Source organism: Psychrobacter sp. Ps6 (genome assembly GCF_022129235.1).
Classification (GTDB): Bacteria; Pseudomonadota; Gammaproteobacteria; order Pseudomonadales; family Moraxellaceae; genus Psychrobacter.
Window position 1 is genome coordinate 335,182 of record NZ_JADQAI010000003.1, and the last position, 12,651, is coordinate 347,832.

Here is a 12,651-nt window from a genome sequence, read left to right on the forward strand (position 1 = left end):
ATACATTCACAATATCTTTAAGAGTCACTTATGACAGCATTGACCATTCGTCAAATCAAGCAGAAAATTGGGCAACTGATGAATGGTAATACGAGCAGTCAGATGCCATCGTTTTGGCTAACGGACTGGTTATTACATGTCATTGATAAGCCAAAACTGTTTTTGATGACGGATGACGACTATCAACTAACCGATAGTGAGCTTGCACAGTTCAATGCTGGTGTAGTAAAGATGCAGCAAGGAATGCCGCTTGCTTATCTGACTGGACAGCAGGAGTTTTGGTCGCTGAATTTTAGCGTCAATGAGCATACTTTGATACCTAGGCCTGATACTGAGGTTTTGGTCGAGCAGGTGTTAAATTGGATAAATGCTCAGACAACACGTGTCGATAATAAGCGATTGCTGGATTTAGGAACAGGGTCAGGCTGTATTGCGATTAGTCTTGCTCATGAATTAAAGCAGGCTGATTGGCAAGTGGTAGCGGTTGATCTATCGCTTGATGCGCTCAAAGTTGCTCAGCACAACGCTGTGAGTAACGATGTTGGCCATGTTGAATTTATCCAAAGCAGCTGGTATCAAGCGCTACCCACTGGTGATGAGCATTGGTTTGATGTGATTGTCTCGAATCCACCCTATATTGATGAGGCAGACGAGCATTTGGCGGGACTAACCGCTGAACCGATTAGTGCGCTGAGTGCACCCAACCATGGTTTGGCTGATATCGAGCATATCGTTGTGCAGGCACCGAAGTACTTGCGTACAGATGGACTATTGGCGATCGAGCATGGCCATGATCAAGGGACTGCGGTTCGGCAGCTATTTTTAGACAGCGGCTTTGAATCAGTACACACGGTACAAGATTATGGTGGTAATGATCGCGTCACGCTAGGGCAATGCCCATAGATAGGTTTTACGAGTAGGCTTCTTTAATGATAGGTTGTGAATAAATATGGTAGAAGAGATGGTACAGCTATCAGATGATGAGCTACTCCGTTATGCACGGCAAATACTACTGGACGGTTGGGATATGGATGCTCAGCTGCGACTAAAGTCAGCACGCGTGGTGATGATAGGGGCAGGCGGCCTTGGCTGTCCAGCGTCTGAGACACTAGCGCGTGCAGGGGTTGGTTATGTGCATCTGATCGATGATGATGCGATCGAGGCAAGCAATCTACAACGACAAACGCTGTTTTTGCCAGAAGATATCGGTCAGTCCAAAGCGCTGACAGCAGCGGCTATGCTGGCGCGTATCAATCCTTTGATAGAAGCTTACGGCACCGTGGCGCGGTTAGATGAAGACACTGCTTATGAATTGCTCAATCTAGCCTCTGGTAAGCCAGACTTATTACTAGACTGTACGGATAATTTTGCGACTCGTGACGTCATCAATCGCATTAGCGTCCGTTATCGGATTCCATTATTATCTGCTTCAGCAATTGCGATGCAAGGGCAGCTGGCGCTGTTTGAGCCACATCTGGACACAGGTTGCTATCATTGCGTGTTTGGCGCGCTTGTGCATGATGAGGTTGCCGATGAGCGGACTTGTGCCAATTCAGGTGTGCTTGCGAGTACCACTGCGGTTATGGGTAACCTGCAAGCCAATACCGCCTTGCAATATTTGGGATTAACCAAAAATCCACTGACAAATAAACTGCTTATATGGGATGGTAGACAGATGCAGCAACGGCTAATGGGTTACAGAAAAGATCCAGAATGCCCCGTCTGTAGCAGCGCTGATTGAATAATAAGCCTTTGATCTATTTTTAGTCTATTTTCAAAATTATCTATTTTCAAATCCTTTCTATTACCATAGTTGTTTTTTATGAAAATTCATCGTCCGCATTTATTAAAGCATACCTTTAATGTCGTCAACCGTGTTCGCCAAACCGCAAGTGTCGCAGGTCTGTCTGCGCTGAGAGTCGCAAAAGGGGAGAAGCCTGATGCGATGCTACTCAAAGAGACCTTTGAGCAGCTAGGGACGACTTATATCAAAATCGGTCAGTTCATCGCGAGTACGCCGTCACTGTTTCCACGTGATTATGTTACCGCTTTCCAGAGCTGCTTGGATCAAACCACGCCATTGTCTTATGCTTATATCGAGCAGGTGCTAAAAGAAGAGCTGGCGACTGATGGTATGAGTCTTGATGACAAGTTTGAATATATTGACTCAGAGCCGCTAGCATCAGCCTCTATCGCTCAAGTGCATTCTGCCCGTTTGCACAATGGTGATGAAGTGGTATTAAAGGTGCAAAAGCCTGGTGTCGAGACGATTATGCAGACCGACTTAGGCGTATTACACGGCGTGACCAAGCTGCTTGAAATAGTGATGCCATCGATGAAGTTTGCCAGTATCGCGCCGATTATCGATGAGATTCGCCTGCGTATGCTTGCCGAGACTGATTTTATCGCGGAAGCACAAAACATCCGCGATTTTCAGCAGTTCTTAGCGGTATCAGGTAATACTCGGGTCGTGGCACCAACCGTGTATGAAGAGTTGACTACCAAGCGTGTATTGACGATGAGCCGCCTATACGGGGTTTCTATGGTTGATGAGTCGCTCATGCGTCAGTACTGCAGCGATCCTGCGCAAATCATGGCAGATACATTAAACACCTGGTTTGCCAGCCTCATGCTGTGCAATAGTTTCCATGCTGACCTGCATGCGGGCAACTTGATGCTATTAACCGATGGACGTATTGGTTTCTTAGACTTTGGTATTGTCGGTAAACTCAAAGCCGAGAGCTGGCGTGCGTGCATGGGTATGATGCAAGCGATGCAAGACAGTGACTATCAAGCGATGGCACGTCATATGATTGACATGGAAATGACGCATGGCGGCAATAAAGTCGATGTGGTAGCTTTGGGTAATGATTTAGAGCGCATGATGATAACGATCATGGCAGAAGATAAGACCTTTACCAGCGGCGTACCGTTTAATAGTAAAGAGCAGGCCGACGAGCTCAATAAAATGATGCTTGAAATTGTCGAAGTTGGCAAACGTCATGGTATTCATTTCCCGCGTGACTTTGCCTTACTGACCAAGCAGATGTTATATTTTGATCGGTTCATGCGTACGCTAGCGCCTGATATGGATATGTTTAGTGACCAGCGTGTACAAATGCTAGGACAGGATACGATAGAGACAACCACGTTAGATGTATTGTAGGGTTTGTTTTTATTTTATGATGTCCCAATAGTACCAATACCTGTTTTATCTTTGCTCTCATTTACCACTGTTTTTAATCGTCTAACACAAAGGATTGTGTGCTAATTGCCACAAAAATGGCGCTGTCATGATGACTGCTATTAAAAGCCGTGTCGCTCCTACCATCACCAATGAAGCGGCCATTGCCTGTATCGGTATGTACTGCATGGCAGTTGTCATGGGCTATGGACGCTTCCTCTTTACCGCCACTCTACCTGATATTATGGTGCAATTGTCACTATCAACGACGATTGCTGGCTGGCTAGCATCAATCAACTATATCGGTTACTTTATCGGTGCCCTCATTGCTATGTTTGTGCCTCAGCGTGCGACATGGCAGGCGATGACGCTTTGGGCGATTATAAGTGTTGTCACAACGATGCTACTCGTCGTACCAAATATGTCGCTCACGTTATGGTATATCATTCGCCTAATCGCAGGTATTGCAAGCGGAGTGGCGATGATTCTAAGCTCATCGTTTGTGATTCAAAACTTGAGTCCCGAGCGCCGTTCTATACTATCGGCCGTACATTATGCAGGCATTGGTGTCGGTATTAGTGCTTCTGCCATTGTGACATGGTGGCTTTTGATACTAGGCTATCATTTTGATGTGATTTGGCTGGTTGCAGGCTGCACCAGTTTACCGCTCATATGGCTCCTCTACGCAATAAAACCCAAAACAGTAAATAGTTCGGAGTCACAGCGGACCGACTATGATCAGCACGTGTCCGTTTATCAGGGTTATTTGAGGTTCAAACGCTCTTTATATGAAGCGATTGCTGGACACCATAAAGCGCTTGCGTTACTTTTTATGAGTTATATATTGGCAGGATTTGGCTATATCAGCTCAGCAACTTTCCTGCCCGTTATGGCAGCGCAGCGCTTAACGACGCAGACCTATGCTGGGTTGATGATTTGGTTGGTGGTTGGTATTTTTGCGATGCTATCAAACCCGTTATGGGGCGCACTTGCCAAACGCATTGGTGAGACCAAAACCCTCATGGGTCTGACGGTATTACAAGCATTGGGTATGTGCTTGCCAATTTGGCTGGAGGGGGCAGTTGGGTTGTACGCCAATGCGGCGATCTTGGGATTGACCTTCGTCGGTATGGTATCGATGACCCTCACTTTGTTTAAAAATATCAATCCTACCTATTCCAATCTGCTGATTGCCTTGGCGACGCTCGCCTATGCACTAGGGCAATTCTTGGGACCTTTGGTAACGGTCGCGCTAGCAGGGCAGGATGGCAACTTCAATGCAGGCTTACTGGTCGCTGCTATTGGATTGATGATTGGATTGATCCTAATCATATTGTTTCGTAGACAATCACCAATGCTCGCTTAGCATTTTTAACGCCTTCAACGCTTTTATACGACGCTACGGCTAAATACCTCTCGCAGCTCAAAACTGGTGTGCACTTGAGCAACACCCTCAATACGATTGAGGCGATGCAATAAAAACTCCTCATAATGCGCCATATCACGTACTCTGACTTTAATCAGGTAGTCCTCTGTACGTCCTGTGACAATACTACAGCTCACGACTTCCTCAAAACTCTGAACCCTGCGCTCAAAATGCTCAAAACGCTCAGCCGTATGACGATCCATACTGATAGCGATAAACACGGCAAGCGGATAGCCAAGTTTTTGCGCATCTGTTTTGGTGTAGTAACCCGTGATAATGTTTGCATCTTCCAAGCGTTTAATACGACGTGCGCAAGGGGTGGCAGAAAGGTTAACGCGCTCAGCCAGCTCCGTGATACTCATACGTGCCTGCGTCTGCAACAAGCGCAATAACTGCTTATCGATGTCATCTATATTTGCCGTATCTGCACTTCCTATGTAATTTTCTGGCATTTTGCCGCCTTGATAGTGAATTTATTCGATTATAATAAATAAAATAGGTTTTTCCACTAATAATATAGAAAATAAAATAAAAAATAGCAGGTTTCTATTCGCTAAACTTTGCTATTATTATGGTGTAACTACTCGTTACCCCGTATGATAAATAAAAATTTAACCAACAGCTAATCGCCTAGCTAAATATACAAATAACCATATCATCTAAGGATTGATTATGTCTGACCAAGCCACGCATACTGCAGCCACTGGGACTGCAAAGATCACACCAAAAAATGCCGCTTTCGACTTCCGTAAATACCGTCCATTTGCCTTTGCGCCATCGCTGCCAGATCGTACATGGCCGAGCAAAACAATTGAGAAGTCGCCAATATGGGCAAGTGTGGATCTGCGTGATGGTAACCAAGCACTGATTGATCCGATGACGATTGAACAAAAAATGCGTTTCTTTGAAACACTAGTAGAGGTTGGCTTTAAAGAAATTGAGATTGGTTTTCCGTCAGCGGCGCAGGTTGAATTTGATTTTACCCGTAAACTTATCGAAGAAAACCACGTGCCTGATGATGTGACGCTACAAGTGTTGGTACAGGCGCGTGAGCATTTGATCGCCCGTACTTTTGAATCATTAAAAGGTGCAAAACGTGCCATCGTCCATGTCTACAACTCAACCAGCCGTGTACAACGCGAAAAAGTCTATGCCAAAAACAAAGACGAAATTAAAGAAATTGCTATCACTGGCGCCAAACTATTGAAAGAGTATGCGGCCAAATACCCTGAGACTGAGTGGGTGTTTCAGTACTCGCCAGAGAGCTTTAGTCAAACAGAGACTGAGTATGCAGTAGAGGTTTGTGATGCGGTTTGTGATGTTTGGCAACCACAACAAGGCCAAGAGGTGATTTTTAACTTGCCAGCGACTGTTGAAGCATCTATGCCTAATGTCTTTGCGGATCAAGTAGAGTACTTCTGCCGCAATCTTCCTCAGCGTGAGCATGTCATTATTAGTCTTCATACTCATAATGACCGTGGCTGTGCTGTAGCCGCGGCCGAATTGGGTGTGTTGGCAGGTGCAGATCGTATTGAGGGCACGTTGCTTGGTAATGGCGAGCGTACAGGTAACATGGACATTATGGTCATGGCCATGAACTTGTTTAGCCAAGGTATCGATCCTGAGCTTGATTTTAGCAATATGAGTGAAATCGTACAGGTTGTGAGCGAGTGCAATAACTTACCGCTACACCCGCGCCATCCTTATGTGGGTGAATTGGTCTTTACCGCCTTTAGCGGCTCACATCAAGATGCCATCAAAAAATCACTCGATTACAATGAAAACAACCAAACTGAGACTGACAACGTGTGGGATGTGGCTTATTTGCCGATCGATCCGGCGCACATTGGTCGTAGCTATCAAGATGTGGTACGTATCAATAGCCAGTCGGGCAAAGGTGGTGTTGCGTATATCTTGCAACGTAATTATGGCTTTAACCTACCACGTTGGATGCAGATTGACTTTAGCCGTGTGGTACAAAAGCAAGCGGAAGCGGTTGCTCGTGAATTGCAAAATGATGAAATTTTACAAACCTTTGAAAATACCTACTTGCAGCAAGGCAAGTTTGAGTTACTAGATTATAGTGTCAATAATAAAGGCGGTGAGGTGTATTTTAGCGGCCAAGTACAGATGAATAATGACACCATTGATATCGATGGTACGGGTAATGGTCCATTATCATCGTTTATCGACGGTCTTGCACAGCACACGGGTAAATCATTGCATATTATTAACTATGCAGAGCATGCCATTAACCCGCATCATAACAGTGGTAACGGTATCGATGATGATACCAATAGTGATAATAAGACCAATGCAAATGCCGCTGCTTATATTCAGTTGAATGTAGATGGTGAAGTGTACTCTGGCATTGGTACGTGTAGTAGTACAGTCTCAGCCATGCTAAAAGGGGCGTTATCAGCCTTTGCTCAAGCATTGAATGTAGAAGCGGCTTAGTATTAAATAGCTATACCGTGATACTTTACTGGTCTTAATTTTATAAATATATAACACCGTCGCTCCTTGTACTCAACAAGAAAAGCTACGGTGTTATTTTTTTATCAGTAGAAAGTGGCTAGATTATCGGGCATTATCTTACTTTAACGTCATTACTGACTAAGGTTTTGGTTATCGTTTGGATTAGAGTATTTTGTCCAATAGCATAATGTTACTTGTGTTTTTGGTGTCTACGACTTACGCTAATGTATATAAAATATTATAAATAAAAGGTTAATCATGGAACCTATATCATTTGCTTCATTTACATTGGCATCTATTCTGGCTTCATTGCCAGTGAATGGTGAGACGGTTACTGAGCCGACAATCACTACGCATATCAGTCCAGCTATTGCAGGACAATGGGAGATAGATTTAAACAGTTCTATCACCATGACCAAAGACGCAAAAGCTCAGCAAGCGGCATCATCGAATAGTCTGCAAAAAAACAGGGCAGAGCCTAAGGTGGTAGCTGATATGGACGGTGGCATAATCACTCAAAGTGAAGCACGCATACTAAACATTAAACCGACTAGCAGTAAAGACTTAATGGCGTCAGTCAACAAGTCGAATCAGTGCCGTGAGCTATATAATTTTGGTGCGGATAATGAGATGTGGGCGGTCAGTGGTAAAGAGTGGACGTACGGTCGCTATCTAGTCACACATCGTGAAGAAGGACTGCCAGTTATCGCTATCAAAACGGTCTATGATAACAATGAAGTAGATTGCTCAGGCAATCAGATTGATCAAACTGATGAAGCATTGATCGCATTTTTGTATCATGACGGCAATCAGATGCAGTGGTGCGCTGATCCTGACGGTACAGAGTGCTTTATGACTTTCAATAGAGTATTGCCATGATAAGTGGCTTTTATCATATTGCACAGATTATTTGACATCTACTGATGACAAAAAAGCCGCTATATCGATAGCGGCTTTTTTTATACTTAGCTTTTGGTACTGCTCTTTAAATAAGAGTTGATGAACTTTTTACGATTTATAATCGTTTTGTTCTACGCCTCTTTCTTAGCTTTATTCGCAGTCAACATTTCTCGCTCAAGATAATGAATGTTTTGTGCTTCTTTGGCAAAATTCTCATCTGCCAAAATCACATCACGATGTAGCGGTATATTGGTTTTGATACCTTCAATAATCAACTCATCAAGTGCATGTATGGTCTTAGCAACGGCTTGCTGGCGAGTCTGACCATGGCAGATAAGCTTACCAATGAGTGAATCATAGTAAGTCGGTATCTCATAGCCAGGGTATAGATGCGAATCGAATCGTACACCTGCGCCACTTGGCGCAAATAGTTGATTGACAGTACCAGGACAAGGAACAAAAGTTGCTGGATCTTCAGCATTGATACGACATTCAATCGCGTGACCTTGGATTTCAATCTCACTTTGACGATAAGATAAACCATAGCCGGCTGCAATTTTTAGCTGTTCAACGACGACGTCGATACCAGTAATCATCTCGGTTACTGGATGTTCAACTTGCACTCGAGTATTCATTTCAATAAAGAAAAATTCATTATTCTCAAACAAAAACTCAAACGTACCAGCGCCGCGGTATTTCACAAGCTCACAGGCTTTCACGCATGCTTTTAAGATGGGTTCGCGGACATCATCTGGGATATCTGGAGCAGGCGCTTCTTCTAGTACCTTTTGATGGCGACGTTGCAATGAGCAATCACGGTCATATAGATGGATAGCATTACCATTACCATCACCCAGTACCTGTACTTCTACGTGGCGCGGGTTTTGTAGATAGCGTTCCATATAGACGGTGTCATCACCGAACCAGAGCTCAGCTTCTTGCTTAGCAGCTTGTACTTGACCGACCAGCTCATCAAAGCGCTCAACGACGCGCATACCGCGTCCACCGCCGCCAGAGGCCGCTTTAATCAATAGCGGAAAACCAATATTACGTGCTTGTTCTTCAGCATTATGTAGAGTAACGGCACCCACAGAACCAGGTACAGTTGGTACGCCCGCTTTTTTCATGGCGTTAATGGCAGAGACTTTATTGCCCATCAAGCGAATATGATCAGCATTGGGGCCAACGAAAGTCAATCCTGCTTCTTCTACGCGCTCAGCGAACTCAGCATTTTCAGACAAAAAACCATAACCCGGATGAATAGCATCCGCGCCAGTGATTTCAGCAGCAGTTAAGATAGTATTAATATCAAGATAACTTTGATTGGCATTAGGCTTACCAATACAAATTGCCTCATCAACAAAGCGCAGGTGCATCAAGTTGGCATCAGCAGTAGAGTAGACGCCTACCGTTTCGATACCTAGCGCTTTGCAAGCTCGAACGATACGCAGGGCAATCTCACCTCTATTGGCAATGAGCAATTTTTTTATCATGGGTTCATCCTTGTCGAAGCATCAGTTATTGACTGAGTCTTGATATATGGCACTCTGTTATTTGACTTCGATGCGATATGTATATCAAAAACCAGCCATAATGAAATAAAGTATGGCAAATATCGTTACGCTTTATAACGTATGACAGGTTGGCCGAACTGTACGACTTCAGAATTATCTACCAAGATTTCGTCAACAATACCACTTTGAGTCGCTTCAAGAGGGTTCATGATTTTCATCGCTTCGATAATACCTAGAGTATCACCCGCTTGAACTTTTTGACCAACTTTTACAAATGGTGGGTCGTTAGGACTTGGCGCTGAATAAAAAACACCAACCATCGGCGAGTTTTCGACGCTACCCGCTTTTTCCGCAGGTTTTCCTTCAGCAGCAACAGGCGCTGCGCTAGCAGTTGGCGCTGCCATCATGGCTGGTGCAGGCGCATCATAGTGACGAGTTAAGCTAATATGCTCGTCGTCTGAACTGATTTCTAAGTTAACCAGTTCACTTTCTTCCATAAGGGCGATGAGGGTGCGTATTTTTTCAATATCCATAGTTTTTATCTGACCTTGTACTAAATTCGAGAAATAGTGTAACTAAATATTGTCTAATTAGTTGCTAATGATACCTAGATTCAGAGCAATGAGCAATCAATGTACAGTTGTTAACTGAGATTTTTTACATATTTTGACGTAAGCCATGTTTTCAGTAAGAAATCATCTACGATTCATCATAGTCTATGTGACTAAGTATCGCTAGCAATGGTTATGAGATGTGACGTTTTAATCAATCAGTTTCAACCCCAAAGCGTTGTTAAACGTCTTTGTTGATAGCGCAGCCGAAGTGTCAATAGAATAGAAGATAAGAATAGGCCTGTGATTAATGCCATCCAAAAGCCTTGAGCGCCAACATCAGTGAAACGCACTAAATAGATACCCAGTGGTAGCGCCACTAACCAATAGCAAAAAAGCGTTACCCACATCGGTATGGTGGTGTCTTGCATACCGCGTAATATACCAGCGACATTGACCTGCCAGCCATCAAATAACTGATAAGCAAGGGCAAAGATGAGCAAATGCATAGACTCCGCTCTAACCGCTGGATTATCGGTAAATGCTGCTGCCAGCTCTGGTCTAAATAGCCATATGCCAAGCATACAAGTGAGCGCAATCAATACTGTCCAGACAAGTCCAGTGGCTTGTACTTGGCGAAGTGCTAAGAGGTTTTTTTGACCATAACGATTTGAGACCATAATGGTGAGTGCCATCGCGACGGATATCGGTATCATAAATAGCTGTGACGTTACTGATAAAGCCACTTGATGCGACGCTGTTGCAAGCTCTCCTAGCGGACTGATAACAAGAGCGCCCAAACTAAATAAACTGGCCTCAAAAAAGATAGAGACACCAATAGGAATACCCAATTTTAGAAGTTTTTTGATCTGTGTGCGATTTGGGCTAGTAAAACCATAAAAAAAGCGAGTGCTAGCAAACTCTTGTCGCTTAGTAAAGCTGGTATAAATAGCCAGCAACAGGACGTTGATCCATAGTACCAATGCGGTCGCCACACCGCAGCCTGCACCGCCCATCTCGGGCATACCAAATAAACCATGGATAAAAATATAGTTCAGAGGAATATCGGCGAGTAGACCGACAATACTAATAACCGTCACCGGCTCAGGTCGACCAAGCGCTTCGCAATAACTGCGTAACACAGCATAGACAGCTAATGCAGGAAAACCAAAAGACACACCATGCAAATATTGTGTTGCTATAGGCTGAATGTTTTTAGGAACACCCATGATGCCAAGGACATTAGGTGCCAAATTGACAACAATAAAACCAATAAGGCCAAGAGCGCCTGCTGTCCACAAGGACTGCTGAGTAATATGAGGAACCTGATGATGCTGGTCTTGACCGACAGCCTCACCAATGAGAGGGGTAGTGGCAATCAATACACCTGTTGCTAACAAAAACAGCGGTAGCCAAATGCCAGATCCAACTGCTACGGCCGCCAAATCAAGCGCGGATACTTGGCCTGCCATAATAGCATCGACAACCCCAAGCGCTGCTTGGCAAAACTGAGTAATCAAGATAGGTAGAGCGAGTACCCCTAAGCGTAAACTGTAGCTTTTGAAGTCTCTGAAAGATAATGGGAAAACCATGGTAAGCAACTTTTTATTCTTTGCGATAATTGTTATGAAGGTAGTAACGATGAACAAGTAAATATCGTCGTCAATTCAATATTGACACAGTATGAGAAGAGTCGTGCCGACGATGATACTCCGATAAATAATATGAGCAAGCTTATACAGACGGAGTAAGAAAATAAAAGTGAAGGCACTAAAATAAAAATAACCCGTCAATCCAAGCAGTAGATTGACAGGTCATATACACATAAGATGGTAAAGAAGCCAGACTATGATGTCAACGATTTAGAGATACTATGTGAGCATTCATCTTAAGCTTGTTTTACCTAGGTATTGATAATCAGTAAATTCAGTAGATAAAGGGTCGAGCTAATCGGTGTGTTCTGGCAGTAGCTTGAGTGTCTCAGCCATGTCTATAATCGCGTGCCAGTGTTTGGGCTCTAATGGAATGACCGTTAATTGCTCGCAGCCCTTTCTCAGTAGTAATGAATCCTCAAGCGCAGGCAAAAATTTCAGCTCTGATAACGGCAATACCTCTGTAAAAGCTTGCTCAAAAGTGAGATCAACCATATACCAGCGTGGCTCTTCTTCGGTTGCAATAGGATCATAGTGACGATGCTCGGGGTGGAATTGAGTGGGGTCAGGGTAGCCTGCTTGACTGACCGTCATAATACCAGCCACACCAGAGGGTCTTGCGCTAGAATGATAAAAGAACACTTTATCACCGACTTTCATATCGTCACGCATAAAGTTGCGAGCACGGTAGTTACGGACGCCATCCCAGCTATCTGTATCCAATCGTTGTAAATCGTGAATACCAAAAAACTTTGGGTTTGATTTCATTAGCCAATAAGCCATATGTCTTATCCTTTGCTTCATTTTTACATTTAATATTTAACATTGTCAGGGTGCGTTTTTTATTAACCAGCTTTCAAGCGCGCCGCAAATGTAATGGTTATATTCTGAATACAGCGCTGCGCTTTGGATGCTGTACGGTTAATAGTATCTTTATATACTGCCT

Annotated in this window: 11 protein-coding genes; 6 read left to right on the forward strand and 5 right to left on the reverse strand. The window is 44.0% G+C overall.

Annotated features, from left to right (window positions below; genetic code table 11):
• Positions 1 to 30 precede the first annotated feature (30 nt).
• The 4 genes from prmC to I3255_RS05655 all read left to right on the forward strand — a co-directional run bounded on the left by prmC (position 31) and on the right by I3255_RS05655 (position 4,550).
• Positions 31 to 903 carry a peptide chain release factor N(5)-glutamine methyltransferase gene (gene prmC / locus I3255_RS05640; RefSeq protein ID WP_238037699.1) on the forward strand — a complete coding sequence of 291 codons (873 nt, stop codon included), beginning with the start codon at positions 31 to 33 and terminating at the stop codon, positions 901 to 903.
• Between the two features lie 46 nt (positions 904 to 949).
• On the forward strand, positions 950 to 1,741 hold the full coding sequence (locus tag I3255_RS05645) for a HesA/MoeB/ThiF family protein (RefSeq protein ID WP_238037701.1): 792 nt from the start codon (positions 950 to 952) through the stop codon (positions 1,739 to 1,741).
• A gap of 81 nt (positions 1,742 to 1,822) precedes the next feature.
• Positions 1,823 to 3,166, forward strand: coding sequence for an AarF/ABC1/UbiB kinase family protein (locus I3255_RS05650; protein ID WP_238037703.1), 1,344 nt, complete (start codon positions 1,823 to 1,825; stop codon positions 3,164 to 3,166).
• Between the two features lie 127 nt (positions 3,167 to 3,293).
• Positions 3,294 to 4,550 (forward strand): YbfB/YjiJ family MFS transporter, encoded by a 1,257-nt coding sequence (locus I3255_RS05655; protein ID WP_238037705.1) that lies wholly within the window; start codon positions 3,294 to 3,296, stop codon positions 4,548 to 4,550.
• Positions 4,551 to 4,573: 23 nt separating this feature from the next.
• On the opposite strand, the gene I3255_RS05660 is transcribed toward I3255_RS05655, so the two are convergent.
• A complete protein-coding gene (locus tag I3255_RS05660; RefSeq protein WP_238037707.1) occupies positions 4,574 to 5,062 on the reverse strand; it encodes an Lrp/AsnC family transcriptional regulator in 489 nt (162 codons plus the stop codon).
• Positions 5,063 to 5,282: 220 nt separating this feature from the next.
• Between I3255_RS05660 and leuA the strand changes: the two genes are divergently transcribed.
• Entirely contained in the window at positions 5,283 to 7,067 is a 1,785-nt protein-coding gene (leuA, locus tag I3255_RS05665; RefSeq protein WP_238037709.1) for a 2-isopropylmalate synthase, read from the forward strand.
• 279 nt (positions 7,068 to 7,346) lie between these two features.
• Entirely contained in the window at positions 7,347 to 7,967 is a 621-nt protein-coding gene (locus tag I3255_RS05670; RefSeq protein ID WP_238037711.1) for a hypothetical protein, read from the forward strand.
• A gap of 152 nt (positions 7,968 to 8,119) precedes the next feature.
• Here the strand turns inward: I3255_RS05670 and accC are convergent, their stop codons facing one another.
• From accC to I3255_RS05690, 4 genes are all read right to left on the reverse strand, one after another.
• Positions 8,120 to 9,481 carry an acetyl-CoA carboxylase biotin carboxylase subunit gene (accC, locus tag I3255_RS05675; RefSeq protein ID WP_075106156.1) on the reverse strand — a complete coding sequence of 454 codons (1,362 nt, stop codon included), beginning with the start codon at positions 9,479 to 9,481 and terminating at the stop codon, positions 8,120 to 8,122.
• A 125-nt stretch (positions 9,482 to 9,606) separates the two neighbouring features.
• On the reverse strand, positions 9,607 to 10,035 hold the full coding sequence (gene accB, locus I3255_RS05680; protein ID WP_238037713.1) for an acetyl-CoA carboxylase biotin carboxyl carrier protein: 429 nt from the start codon (positions 10,033 to 10,035) through the stop codon (positions 9,607 to 9,609).
• A gap of 242 nt (positions 10,036 to 10,277) precedes the next feature.
• A complete protein-coding gene (locus I3255_RS05685) occupies positions 10,278 to 11,645 on the reverse strand; it encodes an MATE family efflux transporter (RefSeq protein ID WP_238037796.1) in 1,368 nt (455 codons plus the stop codon).
• Positions 11,646 to 11,999: 354 nt separating this feature from the next.
• Positions 12,000 to 12,488 carry an EVE domain-containing protein gene (locus I3255_RS05690; RefSeq protein ID WP_238037715.1) on the reverse strand — a complete coding sequence of 163 codons (489 nt, stop codon included), beginning with the start codon at positions 12,486 to 12,488 and terminating at the stop codon, positions 12,000 to 12,002.
• Positions 12,489 to 12,651: the final 163 nt, after the last annotated feature.